The sequence below is a fragment of the Microbacterium sp. lyk4-40-TSB-66 genome, from assembly GCF_030209475.1.
Taxonomy (GTDB): Bacteria; Actinomycetota; Actinomycetes; order Actinomycetales; family Microbacteriaceae; genus Microbacterium.
The window spans coordinates 43,329-57,923 of the sequence record NZ_JARVRW010000018.1 but is presented as its reverse complement, the minus strand read 5'-3'; the positions used below and the strand labels follow the sequence as shown (position 1 = coordinate 57,923).

Genomic DNA, 14,595 nt, shown 5'->3' with positions numbered 1-14,595 from the left:
CCATCGTGGCATCCGGGGTCGTCCGCGTCGACGCGGGGAGGCGGACGGCGGGTGCCCGTCGTCCGCGTCGACGCGGGGACTCGGACGGCGGGTGCCGCCGATACGCGCGGGGCGCGGTGCCCGGGGCCCGCCGCGCAGGGTTCAGCGAAGAAGTGCGTCGCGCACGGCCGGTATGAGGCGTCGACTCACCGGCAGTTCGATCTCGGCGAGCACGACGGTGGGCGCCGACCCCGCGAGGCGCACCTCGGTGACGGCGTCGCGGTGCACCAGGTACGAGCGGTGCACGCGCACGAAGCCGGCGTCGGCCCACCGGTCGGCGAGGTCCGACAGCGGAACGCGCACGAGGTGGTCGCACGTGGGGGTGTACAGCCGCGAGTAGTCGCCGTTGGCCTGGACCCAGCGGATGTCGGCGCGCCGCACGAGACGTGTGGTGGATCCGACGGTGACCGGGATCGTCTCGTCGACGGGGTCGGCACCGGATGCCAGCGCCCGGCCCAGCGCGCGGTACAGCCGCTCCGCCCGCACGGGCTTGAGCACGTAGTCGACCGCCTCGAGGTCGAAGGCGCGCAACGCCCCCGATTCGTCGGCCGTCACGAACACCACCGCGGGGCGAACGCGCAGCCCCGCCAGCGACCGTGCGAGATCGAATCCGGTGATCCCCGGCATGTGGATGTCGAGGAACGCCACCGCCACCTCGCCCCGCTCGAGCACCCGGAGCGCCTCCGCCCCTCCGCTCGCCGTGTGCACGACCGACACCCGCGGGTCGGCCGCGAGCAGCGTCGCGAGCTCGTGGAGGGCGGGAGCCTCGTCGTCGGCCACCAGCACCGCGACGCTCACGCGCGTGCTGTCTCGTGCTGCGGCTGCGACTTGGGCACGCGCAGGCGCACAGAGGTGCCCGATCCGACGTTCGTCTCGACGACCAGTCCCCCGGCCGGACCGTACAGTTGCCGCAGCCGCGCGTCGACGTTCCGCAGACCGACGTGCGACGACGATGCGTCGAGATCGAGCAGCGTCGCGAGTTCGTCGGGGTCCATCCCCACTCCGTCGTCGTCGACGATCACCTCGGTGTGCGTGCCGTCGTCGACCGAGGTGACCGTCAAGACCCCGCCGTTCTCGCGTCGCTCGAGACCGTGGCGCACCGCGTTCTCGACGAGCGGCTGCACCGACAGGAACGGGATGACGGTGGCGAGCGTCTCGGGGGCGATGCGCAGGCGCACGGTCAGGCGGTCTCCGAAGCGGGCCCGCTCCAGTTCGAGGTAGGAGTGGATGCTGCGCAGCTCCTCCGACAGGGTCGTGAACTCCCCCTGCCGCCGGAAGGAGTAGCGCGTGAAGTCGGCGAACTCGAGCACGAGGTCGCGCGCGCGGGGCGGGTCGGTGGAGATGAACGACGCGATCGCCGTGAGCGCGTTGTAGATGAAGTGCGGGCTGATCTGCGCCCGCAACGCCCTCAGCTCCGCCTCCGCGAGGGCCGCCCGTGAGGCGTCGAGACCCGCGAGCTCGATCTGTGCGGCGCACCAATCGGCGACGTCGCCCGTCGCCCGCACGAGCGGCGCTCGGACGTCGGCGGCGAAGGCGACCACAGCGCCCCACACCCGCCCGTCGACGACGATCGGCGCACCCACGGCGGCCTCGCCGGACTCGGTGAACACCTGCCGACGCCCCGATTCGTACACCCGGGCCGCGACGCGCCGCGCGGGCGCGGCGAGCGCCTCGGGACCGTCGACCGCGACCCGGTCGGCCGCCGACTCCACGATCGCGACCGCGTCGGCGGCGAGGAGGACGCGCAGGTGCTTCGCCGCGCGCGCGGCATCCGGTTCATCCCGTCCGCCGCGAAGGGCCGCCGCCGCCGCGGCCGCCACGTGCAGGGTGCGGTGGGTCGCCCGTTCGGCGTCGCTCCCGAGGTCGCGCGGAGCGAGCGCGAATCGCCGGGCGAAGACCAGCACGAGGGTGATCGCGACGCCCACGACGACGCCCGCAGCACCGGCGAGCAGCGGGGCATCGAGCATTGTCGAAGCCTACTCAGCAGCAGCGGGCGCCCGGATTGCGATCCTGCTCGGCGGTGCGCTGCCGCCAGAACTGCCGCTCGGTCAGCGGCGTCGCATCCGGATGCTGGGCGCGAAGGTGCGAGACGTACACGTCGTACGCGCGGTCGCCCATGAGGGTCGTGACGTACCAGCGGATGCCACGACCCGCCCGCACCACCCGCGCGCCGAAGCGCTGCAGGGGGCCGGGGGTCGTGGCATCCATGTCGGTCATGGTGGGCACGCTCAGTGGGAGGAGACGGACGGACGGTCGGGGTGGTCGGCCGGCAGGGCGTCCCACTGCTTCTCGATCTCGCGCTCCTCCTTGGTGGCGACGAAGCCTGCCGCCGCGAACCGCCGCGAGGGGACGGCCGCGTCCTCGAGGTTCTCGCCACCGCCGTTTCGCAGGGCCTTCACCGTCACGATCACGGCCATCACGATGACGATGATCGCGAGGGTGACGAAGATCACCGACAGCACGCCCTGCACGAACGTGTTGCGCACGACCGCTTCCATCGCCGCGACGCTCTTGGCCGTACCGAACTCGGTCTTGCCCTCGGCGAGCGCCCCGCGGAACGCGAAGTGGTTGGCCCAGTATCCGACCGCCGGTACCGGCGAGAAGATCTTGTACATGGATGCCGTGATGGTCACGACCGCGGCGAAGGCCAGCGGCACGGCGACGATCCACAGCCAGCGGAAGTACGGCCGACCGCGCTTGGCGACGATCGCCAGGACCACGGCCAGGGCGATCGCGGCGAGCAGCTGGTTGGCGATGCCGAAGAGCGGGAAGAAGGTGTTGATGCCGCCGAGCGGGTCGGTCACACCGAGGATGAGGATGGACCCCCAGCCGGCGACCATGACCGCCGTGCAGATCCAGACGCCGGGGCGCCACGACAGGTCCTTGAACTTCGGGATGACGGTGCCGATCGAGTCCTGCAGCATGAAGCGGGCCACGCGGGTTCCGGCATCCACCGCCGTCAGGATGAACAGGGCCTCGAACATGATCGCGAAGTGGTACCAGAACGCCATCATCGCCTGACCGCCGAGGGCCTGCTGCATGATGTGAGCGAGACCCAGGGCGAGCGTCGGGGCGCCGCCGGTGCGCGACACGATCGAGCTCTCACCGACCGCCGCGGCCGTGGAGGTGAGCATGTCGGTCGTGAGGTTCACACCCGCGAGACCCAGGCCGTTCACGAACGCGACCGCGCCCTCGACCGTGCCCATCGTCGCCGCGGGCGACGAGTTCATCGCGAAGTAGATCCCGCGGTCGATGGACAGGGCCGCGACGAGCGCCATGATCGCGACGAACGACTCCATGAGCATTCCGCCGTAGCCGATGAAGCGCGTCTGTCGCTCCTTCTCGACGAGCTTCGGCGTCGTGCCCGAGGCGATCAGAGCGTGGAACCCGCTCAATGCGCCGCACGCGATCGTGACGAAGAGGAACGGGAAGATCGGACCGCTGAACACCGGGCCCGTCTGACCGCCGGCGAACTCGCTGAACGCGGGCACAGAGATCTCGGGACGCACGAGCACGATGGCGCCGGCGAGCATGACGATCACACCGACCTTCATGAAGGTCGAGAGGTAGTCGCGCGGAGCGAGGAGCAGCCAGACCGGCAGCACTGCGGCCACGAAGCCGTAGACGATGATGCCCCACGCGATGACGGTGCGGTCGAGGTGGAAGGCCGCGTAGCCCCACTCGGTCGAGGCGACCCAGCCGCCCGCGACGATCGCCGCGATCAAGAGCACGAATCCGATGATCGAGATCTCGGTGATGCGGCCCGGGCGGATGAAACGCAGGTACAGACCCATGAAGAGGGCGATCGGGATCGTCATCGACACGCTAAACACGCCCCACGGGCTCTCGCCCAGGGCGTTGACGACGACGAGGGCGAGGATCGCCACGATGATCAGCATGATCAGCAGGCTCGCGAGGATCGCCGCGGTCCCCCCGATCCTGCCGAGCTCGTCGCGGGCCATCTGTCCGATCGTGCGGCCACCGCGGCGCATCGAGAAGAAGAGCACGAGGTAGTCCTGCACGGCTCCCGCGAGGATGACGCCGACGATGATCCAGATCGTGCCGGGCAGGTAGCCCATCTGCGCGGCGAGGACGGGGCCCACCAGGGGGCCGGCGCCGGCGATGGCGGCGAAGTGGTGACCGTAGAGCACGCGGCGGTCGGTGGGGACGTAGTCCTTGCCGTCCTGCTTGCGCTCGGCCGGCGTCGCCCGGCGGTCGTCGGGTCGCGCGATGAAGCGCTCGATGACCTTCGAGTAGAAGCGATACCCGATCAGATAGGTGCAGACGGCTGCAAACACGAACCAGATCGCGTTCACCGTCTCACCGCGCACGATCGCGAGCATCGTCCAACCGAGACCGCCCAGCAGGGCGATGCCGATCCAGAGGGCGATCTTGGCGGGGGTCCATCGGCTGCGGAGCTTCTCGGGCTCCACGGCGACGGGGGGAAGGTTCGGATCGGTGACGATGTCGTCGTCGACGGAAGCGCTCATCGGTTCTCCTGCTCGCGGCACTGCGGACTCGGGCAGGCTAAGCGGATGCCACGGCGGCGGGCCAGCGGCATCCGTCGGTCGTGCGATGAGCGGCGCGAACGGTGCGACGAACGGTCTGCGCGGGGTTGATCCGGCCGGGCGGGCGGGCGGGACCCGGGCTCCGTCGGCGGTGGAGGGAGGTGATTCCTGGAGGGGAGGACGGCGCATCGGCGAACACTCCTCCCTTCGCGGAATCCCCTCCGCGGCGGACGCCGGTACGCCCGGAAGCGACCCGCGCATGAGGACGAGGAACGCGGCGGTGTCGAGGGGGTGCGGAACACCGCGCGCCCGACGTACGTTGCTGTGGACACCGACGACAGGAGACGCCGATGGCCGATGAACTGACCGTGACCCGCAACGAGGACGAACGCCGCTACGAGATCCACGTGGGTGACGAACTCGGCGGGTTCCTCGCGTTCCGCCCCGCGGGCGAGGACCGCCTGAACCTCCCCCACACCGAGATCGATCCAGCGTTCAAGGGCCGCGGTCTCGGGACGACGTTGGCGAGCGAGGCGCTGAGCGATCTCGCCCGTCGCGGCGGCACCGTCATCCCCTCCTGTCCCTTCGTGGCGCACTACCTGCGCGAGCACGACGTGCCCGGTCTGGTCGTCGAGTGGCCGAACGACGCCGACGCGGCCGATTCTGCGGGGCCCGGCGAACCGTCGTGACCCGACTCGACGTCGCGCCCCCGGCATCCGAGGGTCCGATCGACTGCGACGGACCGCGGGCGCTCGTGGTCGAGGCGCGCGAGGTGCCGCTGGGCGGCGTGCGCGGCATGGAGGTGCACCGCACCCTCCCCCACCGCTCACTCCCCATGGTGGGCGCGTGGTGCTTCCTCGATCGCTTCGGCCCGCAGGCCACGCTCATGCGCGTCGAACCGCACCCTCACATCGGCCTGCAGACGGTGACCTGGCCGATCATCGGCGAGGTGCGGCATCGGGATGCCGTGGGCAGCGACGTCGTGGTGCGCCCCGGCGCCCTCAACCTCATGACGAGCGGTGCGGGGATCGCGCACTCGGAGTACTCGGTGGGCGAGCAGCCGATCCCGCTCGACGCCCTGCAGCTGTGGGTGGCGCTGCCGGAGTCCCGCCGCCACGGCGGGCCCGCCTTCGAGCGGCACGAAGACCTCCCCGTGCTGGACCTCGGCGGAGGGGCGGACGCCGTCGTCGTCATGGGCTCGCTGGGCGTGGTCGAATCGCCCGCGACGGTGCACACCCCGATCGTGGGTGCCGAACTGCGCCTGCCGGCCGGGGTCGGCGTCCGCGTCCCGCTCCGCGAGGACTGGGAGTACGCCGTCTACGGCATGACCGGCACGGCCGTGGCCGTCACGGGAATGGATGCCACCGACGCCGACGCCGCGCGGCGGTCGTCTCCTGCGGTCGTACCGGGCACGACGGCATCCGTCGATCACACCCGCCTGATCTACCTCGGCAAGGGCCGAGACCACCTCGAACTCCGCAGCGACGAGGGCGCGCGCGTGTTCCTGCTGGGTGGCGAGCCGTTCGAGGCCGACATCGTGATGTGGTGGAACTTCGTGGGGCGTTCGCACGACGAGATCGTCGAGGCCCGCGAGGCGTGGGAGGCGCGGGCCGAGCGCTTCGGCGCGGTGGTCGACCACGGCCCCGAGCGCATTCCGGCGCCTCCGCTGCCGGCCGTGCGGCTGACGCCGCGACGCCGCCGCTAGCCCGGAAGAGGGTCAGACCTCGCTGCCAACGTGGGCATCCAATAACCCGTAGTCAACGGCCTTGCTGAGTACAGCTGATTCTGGACCGTCGTCTCGATTGACGAAGAACCTAACCTCCCGCTCGGCACGGCTCACAGCCAGATAGAGGAGTGAGAGCAGTCGCACTGACTCGTGGGTTGCGGCCGCTCCGTCCTTGACGTCCGGGATTCCGACCACCAACACGGAGTCAAATTGAAGGCCCGCCAAGAACTCGGCCGGCGCCACTACAAGGCCATGTCGGCGATAGCCCACTCCATCGATATCAGAACGGCCCGTCACCGAGGTGACACTGAATTTCGATGCCTTGCCGACTTCGCTGGCAATTGCGCTATACCGAGCCCACTGGCGGGGGTCGACAACGGCCATCGCCATGCGACCTTTTGCGTAGAGGTCATGGACAGCGCGCACAATGTCACCCGCCTCACCCTCACGGGACCCCGACCGAGTGAGTCGAGGCAAGGGCCCTGACTCTTTTGTAGATTCTACCGACGAAAGGTCCACACTCCAATCTTTGCCAAGGCCAAACGTTGGGAACTCGTGATGGATGTGCTTCACAAGTTCAAGAATTTGCGGAGTGAACCTGTGCACGGACGTGAGGCGGAAATCTTCGATGTCCCCAAGATCTACGTCGAGCTGCGTCGGGCCATCTGTCCGCGTGGCGTCGGCCGTCGGTCCGATTATCATTTCCGACGCGGATTGACGGGGATCCATCGCCATAAGAATGCGTGGATAGACTGAGGGGTCACTTGTAAGGAAGTGCAGAACACGACTCTCCAAGGGACTGAACAAGTGCAACTCATCTACAAATACGAAATCATAGGCTTCTGTCCTGCGTAGTTTATTCCACTGATGACTGATGAGGTATCCTAAGAAGTCACCCAAGACCTGATCAGAGGTCATCAAACCTCTCTCGTCGAGTGACGACATGTATCTCTCGTACAGTCTGAAAACGACTTCGAAATCGCGTTCCGTGCCAAGATCGAGCATCCACGGCGACCGAGGAGTGCCTCTATAGCGCGCTAGCGACCCAGCGCCGGGAAAAATGCCGGCGGCACCGATAACCGAGCCGAACTCGATGAGCAAATCCCAAGCCAAGCCAGCACGCATGTCGTCAGTTTCGGACTGCAGTCGCAGCAGCAAAGAGGCTGAAAGCCCCCGGGCGTACGTGATTAGTTCCGACTCGCGAAACTCATCCATCACCTCAAGTATTTGGGTCAGTTGAGCCTGCTTCCCGCTGAGGGAGTCATCACCCAGAACAGTCAACGAAAGTTTCGAGGCGTTTTGCGAAGGCAGAATCTTTTGAGCGACTTCAAGGAGTGGCAGAATTTCGATCTCATCGACCGCCCCCAACCCGAGCGCTTCTACGTTGTCCGATATCTGAGCGGCAAGCGACCAGCTATGCGTGACGAAGAGAATTCGAGGCGAGTCATTTCTCTCCCGCCCAGCTAGCACTTCTCGGACGGCCTTCAAAGTTAGGGCGAGCGTCTTTCCTGATCCTGCCGGACCCATCAAGCGAACTGACCTATCGACCGTCGACTCTATGAATAACCGCTGCTCATCGCTAGCAGCACCTAACCAGCCCGCGAATGACTGGTCATCGTGCCCAACAGTCTTCAGTCTGGGCAGAAATAGATCAACATCACCCGGCTTGAGGCTTCGGGATTCAGCGAAGTCGATCTCGGCTTGGTTTATCGCGGCGAGCCAGTCATCGTCTGACGAATCTCGCTTCGCGGCGACTGAATCGACAAACTCCGCCAGTTCTTCTTTGTTTTGGGAATTTGTCCAGCGCCAGATGAGCACATCATTTGTGTCACCCTGAACCAACTCGGCAATCCACCTGGACGCACGGTGGTCCCCGCCTGCCACAGCGAAAAAGGCGACGAAATTGTCCCTTCGGTATTGCCCCCACGGGCGGGGCAAGCTGAACGGCATGATCTGCGCGCGCTCCGCAAAGGCTGCAAGCCTACTCAGAACCTCCCGGCGCCTGTTACGGAGACCTATTGGAACTAGGTCCTCGAAGCTCGGACCCACATCGTCCCGAAATGTGATGCGTTGCGTTTCTATGCCGTCGCCCCGCGCAACGAGGACGTCGAAGTCAGATCCTGCGTACAAAGAGAGGGTGGTCGACTCGGCAACGGCGTCTATTGCCGTACCTCCCGCGAGTTCGCGCAGGGCTCGAACAGTCGTCACAAGCGATTTCACTTGATCCCCTCCCGGAGTACTTCTGCATAGACGTCTCGAGATCCCTCGTATTCAGCGGGCAAACCGATAGACATGAATACTCCCGCAAATTTATGCACAAGCGCCAAGCTGTAACGCTCTTTTAGGCGCCCGATCCGGCGATACTTGTAGGCCACACGCTCGACTCCAAGCGCAATGTCGGTCGCCCACACGGTCTCATGGTGGCGCAGGTACGCGAAGAACCCACCGTCCAGGCTCGGAGCAATGGCGCTGAGAAACAGCGCATCCCCCGGCGTAGATTTGAAAGCATTCTTTATATAGCCGGACAGTTCCCTGGCCGCGGCCGAACGATCTTTCGAGCCCGTGAGGACTGCGCCCCGCAGGAGGGCGTCTGTAGCGCGCGCGAGCGAGCTCTCCGTATCCGAAACGTCGCGAACAGTCGATCCCGTTACGTACACGCGTTCCGCCAGCTCGCCTGTCACGCCCATGTCCTCGACGACTTCAGACGGCTCCTCACTGGCCATCCACTCGCGGAGTCGGGCGGCGGGAACGTTAGCGACCGAAGTATTTGCCAGATGGGGCTGAAGCTCCCCAATCAACGCGTCCGCTGCGAGCTCTCGCCGCTTCGCTAGGTGGACGCGTGCGATGTAATCCTCGACCGTTAGCGCCGGCACGCAGGTCAGTCGACCGTTGTGTTTGTTGTGCGCAAGATCGCAATCTGCCGTGATGACAATCAGGTAGCGTTGCCAAATCGGAGCTTCGCCATCGGTCGCCTCTATCACATCGCCCTGTTGGAGCGAGGTGCCGACTCGAACACTTTCGGCCTCAGAAAAATTATGCACAGTTCCCCCGTGCCAACATACACAGGATGGGATCGATGAAGGAATCGCATTTGCGCCGAGCGCCTTTTCGATGATCCTCGCGCCTCAAGGCCGAGTTCCTTGATCGACGCCTACTGCCTATCGGGGCGTCGCATGTCGTGCCCGTTCATCGCGGCGCGGTGCACGTGACCACCCGCACGACGCAGCGGCGCCCGAGCCGAAGCCCGGGCGCCGCTGTGATCCGACGGTGACTACCGCAGCACGATGAACGCGCTGCTGGCACTCGAGGGCTGCACGGTGGTGCTGCCGCCGTAGGTGACCTTGACCACCTTGGCGCCGCGCGTCTGCGGGTCGAGGGTGACCGTCGCGCGACCGTCCTGCAGCGTGGCGGGGTAGTCCTTGCCCGCCACCGTGACGACCACGTCGCCCGTCGCCGCGGGGCCGCCGGCGGGCCGCACCTTCACGTTGATCTTGTACGTGTCGGTGGTGCGCCCGACCCACGGGCTCACCGTCACCTCGACGCCCGACGTGACGACGGATGCCACACCCGCGCTGTCGGCCGTGCCCGAGAGCCCGGTCGTCGGCGACGTCGCGGTCACCCGCACGCTCAGCACGCGACCGAGGTCGGCGCGCTGGACGCGGTACGACTGCGAAGTCGCGCCCTGGATGGGTTCTCCGTCACGCAGCCACTGGTACGTCGTGGTCACATCGGCGGGGTTCCACGTGCCGGGGGTCGCCCGCAGGGTGCGGTTGATCGCGACCGTGCCCGACACGGTGGGGGCCTCGACGACGACCGGCGCCGCCTCGCCCGAGTCCACCGCGAGGACGGTCTGCACAGCCGACTCGCCGTAGGTCACCACGCCGAGGTAGCGGGTCTGGGGAGCCAGGCCCTGCCACGACAGGTCGTAGGTCGTCTCGACGCCCTGCTGCACGGTGAGCGGGTTCGGCGTCGCCGTGAGCTGGCCCTCGCCGCCGGGGGCGACGTTGGCGTAGGTCATATCCCACGTGAACGGCGCGGTGAACGAGTACACGTTCGCCTCGACGAGGTAGGTACCCGGGGTCGGGTTCGACAGCGACACCTGCTCGTCGGCCGAGGCCGTCGCGGAGGTGAACCGTTCGTAGTACCGCAGGTCGTCGGGGCTGACGACACGCGAGACGAACAGGTCGAGGTCGCTGCCGGCGTCATCGGACGAGTCGAGGTCGAAGCGCGAGAGCGTCGTGCCCTCGGGCACCTCGACGACCCACCGGACGTAGCCGTCTGCGTCACCGGAGTCCTGGTCGCCCGAGTGCCCCTCGACGGGGTTGTCGGGGTCGGTCAGCAGGGTGAGAGCGCTCAGACCCGACAGGTTCAGGGGCAGTTCGCCACTGATCCCGGGCAGGATGCCCACCTCCACCGAACCCGACAGACCCGTGCCCGACACCTCGGCGGGTGCCTCGGCGGTCGTCGGCCGGATCGCGATCGGCGAGCGCACCTGGGTGTCGCCGCTCGTCCAGGTGAGGAAACCGGTCGCCCACTGCTCGGCTTCGGCCGTCGTGCGCGAGAAGGTCACCGTGAAGGTCTTCTCCTCGCCCGCCGCGGCGAAGTCCAGCGTCGCGGGCTCGACCACGGCATCCACTCCGGGCACCTCGATGGATGCCGAGAACGAACCGGCCTGCGTCGAGGTAACCGTGCGGGTCACCGTCTGCGGCTTGGCCAGCGAGCCGATCGAGATCGACGCGAGGTTCAGGTCGCTGCCGTCGATCGGCGCGACGCCGAAGTCGTACAGGCCCTTGCCCTGGAGGAACGCCGCCCAGTCGGCGGAACCGTTGAGGTACAGCAGACCCGGGTCGAAGTACTTCGTCGGGTCGACGTGCCCGGCACCTTCGGCGAACGGGTCTTCGACGGGAGCGCCCTCGGCGTCCACGGTGTCGTAGGCGGTGGTCATCATCGCCGACTTGACCTCGGCGGGGGTCGCCTGCGGGCGTTCGCCGAAGTAGAGGGCCGCGAGTCCCGCCACGTGGGGCGACGACATCGACGTGCCCGAGAGGAACTCGTACGCCGGTTCGGCGCCGGGGGCGTTGGCTGCTGCCGCGAGGATCGCGACGCCGGGCGCCGAGACGTCGGGCTTGAGGATGTCGCTCCCGTCGGCCAGCATCGGGCCGCGGCTCGAGAAGCCCGCGACCTGCGGGGTCGGGGTCACCTCGTCGGTGATGTTCTCTCCGACGAGGGTGGCCGTGGCATCCGGGGTCTCCCGCACGTAGGCCAGCAGCGCGTCACGGTACCGCGCGTCGAGGTGCACGGTCGGCACCGCGTGGAAGTCGTTGTCGACCGAGGCGGGGGTGACGTTGACGAGGATCATGCCGACGCCCCCGGCGTCCTTCACGGCCTGCGACTTCTCGACGCGGGCGTTCTGCCCGCGGTCGCACACGACGATCTTGCCCGCCGCCTGCGCGGGGTCGAGCGATCCGAGCAGGCACAGGGCCGCATTCGCCGGATCGGTACCGGATGCCGCGATGTCGCCGGCGTAGACCACGGGAGCCGTGACCTCCTGCCCCGCGGGGACCGAGATCGAGGCGCCGGCGGCTTCGAAGCCGTTCGGCAGCGTGACCGTGCCCTCGTAGGTCGGGATCGTGGAGGCCGCGACCGTGGTGTACCAGGGCGACGCGTGGTCGGCCGTCGACGCGTCGGGGCCGGAGTTGCCCGCCGAGACGGCGACGAAGACGCCGGCCGCTGCGGCGTTGAAGAACGCCTGGTCCTCGAGGGCGAACGTGGAGCTCGCAGCTCCGCCACCGATCGAGTAGTTGATGACGTCGACGTTGTCTTCGACGGCGGCGTTGATGGCGCCGAGCAGGTCGCTCAGGGCGCAGACGTCGTCCGTCGTCACGAGCGGGTCGGGGCCGGCCCAGCACGCCTTGTACGCGGCGACCTTGGCCGCGGGGGCGACGCCGGAGATGGCGCCGAAGTCCACGCCCTCCACGTTGGCGTCCACGCCGGTGTTGCCGGCCGCGGTGCTGGCCGTGTGCGAGCCGTGGGTGTCACCGTCGCGGGGCGAGACGTAGTCTGCCTCGAACGTGAATCCGGTGGCGGCCGCACCCTGGTCGAAGTACCGGGCACCGACCAGCTTGGTGGAGTAGTCCGACAGCGACCAGCCGTTGCCCTCGGCGACGCGGGGCGAGCGGAAGTCGGAGCCGTCGGCTTTGCGGAACACGACGTCGTTGCCGTCGAGGTACGGCTCGTCGCCCGCGGTGGTGCCGAGCGGTTCGCCCGCGAAGGAGGGGTTCTCGGGCGCGATGCCGGTGTCGATCACACCGACCACCACACCCGCACCCGCGGCATCGGTTCCGCCGACGCGCTGCCAGACGCCGTCGTCACCCTCGAGGCCGAGGAACTCGGTCGAGGGGACGGCGTCGGGGTGGCGGATCTCGTCGGGGACGACCTTCTGCACGCCCTCGGTCGCGGCGAGCTTCGCCGCCTGGTTCGGGTCCATCGAGGCGCTGAAGCCGTTGACCGCGACGGTGTACGTCGTGTCGGGGCGGACTCCGGCCTCATCGGCGACATCCTGCTGGCGCTGCTCGAGGAATGCCGAGTACTCGCGGGCCGCCGGGGAGTCCGGGTCGAGCTTCGCGTCCTCGGACTTGGTGGCTTCCAAGCCGGCTTCTCCGCCGCCGTAGGTGGCGACGGGGGCCTCGTCGAGCACGACGATGTAGCGGCCCGTCGACGATTCGATGGGGGTGGGGGGCGTCACCCCCGCGCCCACGTCAGCGGCCTGTACGGCGGTGGCTCCGGTAGCGGTGAACAGTCCGGCCAGGGTGATGGCCGCGACCGAACGCAGGGTTCGACCCATAGTGCGCTCCAAACGGGGGGATGAATGAGCGAAATGCGCGGCATCATTGGCGCGCGTTGCACAAACATAACCCAGAGGAGATTGATCACCAATGCTCAGTTTGGACGCCGTCTGAAAAACGGGGGAATCGAGCGCCCTTCGCGACATGGAGGCGGGGCCGCGTCACGCCGTCGTCGCGAACCCGCGGCCCTAGACTGCGACGAAACCCGAGGAGGAGCCGCCATGCCCCGGCGCCGTCGCACCGTCGCACAGCACGCACGCCTGCGCTCCCCGCATCCGCTCGGCCAGCTCGCCACCCTCATCGCCGTGGCGGCGGTCGTCGCGGTCGTGTCGGCGCTCGGCGTCGCCTCGTACACCGCCTACGACCTCACGTCGGAATTCGTCGACGAGGCCGTCGCCGTCGAGAACCAACCGCCGGTGCCACCCGACCTCGGCCGGCTCGAGGGCGGCGTCAACATGATGGTCGTCGGCATCGACGCGTGCGAGGAGAACCTCATCGCCCTCTTCGGCGAGCGCTGTGAGGGTCCGGACTCCGAGGGCCGACTCAACGACGTGAACATCCTCGTGCACATCTCGGACGCGCCTCGAAAGGTCACCGTCGTCTCGTTCCCGCGCGACCTGGTGTTCGAGGCTCCCCCCTGCGACACCTCCGAGGGCGGCCGCTTCGACGGCGGCTACCTGCAGATCAACGAGCTCTACACCTACGGCGGACTGTCGTGCGTGATCACGGCGATCTCCGACATGAGCGGCCAGCAGATCCAGTTCGGCGCGATGGTCACCTTCGGCGGGGTGATCGAGATCACCAACGCGATCGGCGGCGTCGAGATCTGCCTGGCCAGCGACATGCGCGACGAGAACACGGGCATCGACTGGGCGGCCGGGCCCCGCACCATCCAGGGGGTCGAGGCCCTGCAGTTCCTCCGCACCCGCTACGGCGTGGGCGGCAGCGACCTCGCCCGCGTGAGCAACCAGCAGCAGTACATGTCGCGATTGGCCCGCAAGCTCGTCAGCGAGGAGGTGCTGTCGAATCCCGCGACGCTGTTCCGTCTGGCATCCACGGGTCTCCGCAACGTCACCCCGACGCAGAGCCTCACCAATCCCCTGACGCTGGTGCAGGTCGCCCAGGCGGTCAAGGACGTGCCGTTCGAAGACATCGTCTTCGTGCAGTATCCGACGGTCGACTCGCCGTCCGACCCCAACCGCGTCGCCCCCAACTGGTCCGCCGCGCAGGTGCTCTGGGACGCCCTCGCCGCCAACCAGGCGATCGAGGTGACCGGGGACGTCGCCGTCAACGGCGGGACCGTGGTGGCCGACCCCACCCCGACCCCCGACGAGTCGCAGACGGAGGATGCCCCAGCCACCGAGGAGGTCGAGCCGGGGACCGTCGACCCGTCGACCGGGGCGGTCGCGCTGCCGCCCTCGATCAGCGGATCCAGCGCGGCGCAGCAGACCTGCAGCGCGGGCGTCGTCAACTGACG

The 14,595-nt window shown here is 67.9% G+C and carries 10 protein-coding genes; 3 read left to right on the top strand and 7 right to left on the bottom strand.

Annotated features, from left to right (window positions below):
* Positions 1-141: 141 nt before the first annotated feature.
* Genes QRO03_RS16220 through QRO03_RS16205 form a run of 4 tightly spaced genes read right to left on the bottom strand, consistent with a single transcriptional unit; the run spans position 142 to position 4,529 of the window.
* Positions 142-837: a LytR/AlgR family response regulator transcription factor gene (locus QRO03_RS16220; RefSeq protein ID WP_285138527.1), complete on the bottom strand. Its 696-nt coding sequence runs from the start codon at positions 835-837 to the stop codon at positions 142-144.
* Positions 834-2,006 (bottom strand): sensor histidine kinase, encoded by a 1,173-nt coding sequence (locus QRO03_RS16215; RefSeq protein WP_285138526.1) that lies wholly within the window; start codon positions 2,004-2,006, stop codon positions 834-836. The genes QRO03_RS16220 and QRO03_RS16215 overlap by 4 nt, the downstream gene beginning before the upstream one ends.
* 13 nt (positions 2,007-2,019) lie before the next feature.
* The gene (locus QRO03_RS16210; RefSeq protein WP_350224138.1) at positions 2,020-2,256 is read right to left on the bottom strand and encodes a YbdD/YjiX family protein; all 237 of its coding nucleotides are present in this window, start codon (positions 2,254-2,256) and stop codon (positions 2,020-2,022) included.
* 11 nt (positions 2,257-2,267) lie between these two features.
* Positions 2,268-4,529, bottom strand: a complete 2,262-nt coding sequence (locus QRO03_RS16205; RefSeq protein WP_285138525.1) for a carbon starvation CstA family protein — start codon at positions 4,527-4,529, stop codon at positions 2,268-2,270.
* 368 nt (positions 4,530-4,897) lie between these two features.
* Here QRO03_RS16205 and QRO03_RS16200 point away from each other — a divergent pair, with 368 nt between their 5' ends.
* Together QRO03_RS16200 and QRO03_RS16195 are read left to right on the top strand one after the other, a co-directional pair.
* On the top strand, positions 4,898-5,236 hold the full coding sequence (locus tag QRO03_RS16200; protein WP_285138524.1) for a GNAT family N-acetyltransferase: 339 nt from the start codon (positions 4,898-4,900) through the stop codon (positions 5,234-5,236).
* Positions 5,233-6,252, top strand: coding sequence for a pirin family protein (locus QRO03_RS16195; protein ID WP_285138523.1), 1,020 nt, complete (start codon positions 5,233-5,235; stop codon positions 6,250-6,252). Before QRO03_RS16200 ends, QRO03_RS16195 begins: the two co-directional genes overlap by 4 nt.
* A gap of 12 nt (positions 6,253-6,264) precedes the next feature.
* On the opposite strand, the gene QRO03_RS16190 is transcribed toward QRO03_RS16195, so the two are convergent.
* The 3 genes from QRO03_RS16190 to QRO03_RS16180 form a co-directional block, all read right to left on the bottom strand.
* Entirely contained in the window at positions 6,265-8,493 is a 2,229-nt protein-coding gene (locus QRO03_RS16190; RefSeq protein ID WP_285138522.1) for a UvrD-helicase domain-containing protein, read from the bottom strand.
* Positions 8,490-9,314, bottom strand: coding sequence for a hypothetical protein (locus QRO03_RS16185; RefSeq protein ID WP_285138521.1), 825 nt, complete (start codon positions 9,312-9,314; stop codon positions 8,490-8,492). The genes QRO03_RS16190 and QRO03_RS16185 overlap by 4 nt, the downstream gene beginning before the upstream one ends.
* Before the next feature lie 230 nt (positions 9,315-9,544).
* Positions 9,545-13,117, bottom strand: coding sequence for a S8 family serine peptidase (locus tag QRO03_RS16180; protein ID WP_285138520.1), 3,573 nt, complete (start codon positions 13,115-13,117; stop codon positions 9,545-9,547).
* 222 nt (positions 13,118-13,339) lie between these two features.
* Between QRO03_RS16180 and QRO03_RS16175 the strand changes: the two genes are divergently transcribed.
* Complete coding sequence (locus tag QRO03_RS16175; protein WP_285138519.1) at positions 13,340-14,593, top strand: LCP family protein; 1,254 nt, start codon at positions 13,340-13,342, stop codon at positions 14,591-14,593.
* Positions 14,594-14,595: the final 2 nt, after the last annotated feature.

What these genes read in the sequence shown, in the direction of transcription:
- QRO03_RS16215 (WP_285138526.1), bottom strand. Translation starts at nt 2,006, where the DNA reads ATGCTCGATGCCCCGCTGCTCGCCGGTGCTGCGGGCGTCGTCGTGGGC.
- QRO03_RS16210 (WP_350224138.1), bottom strand. Translation starts at nt 2,256, where the DNA reads ATGACCGACATGGATGCCACGACCCCCGGCCCCCTGCAGCGCTTCGGC.
- QRO03_RS16205 (WP_285138525.1), bottom strand. Translation starts at nt 4,529, where the DNA reads ATGAGCGCTTCCGTCGACGACGACATCGTCACCGATCCGAACCTTCCC.
- QRO03_RS16200 (WP_285138524.1), top strand. Translation starts at nt 4,898, where the DNA reads ATGGCCGATGAACTGACCGTGACCCGCAACGAGGACGAACGCCGCTAC.
- QRO03_RS16180 (WP_285138520.1), bottom strand. Translation starts at nt 13,117, where the DNA reads ATGGGTCGAACCCTGCGTTCGGTCGCGGCCATCACCCTGGCCGGACTG.
- QRO03_RS16175 (WP_285138519.1), top strand. Translation starts at nt 13,340, where the DNA reads ATGCCCCGGCGCCGTCGCACCGTCGCACAGCACGCACGCCTGCGCTCC.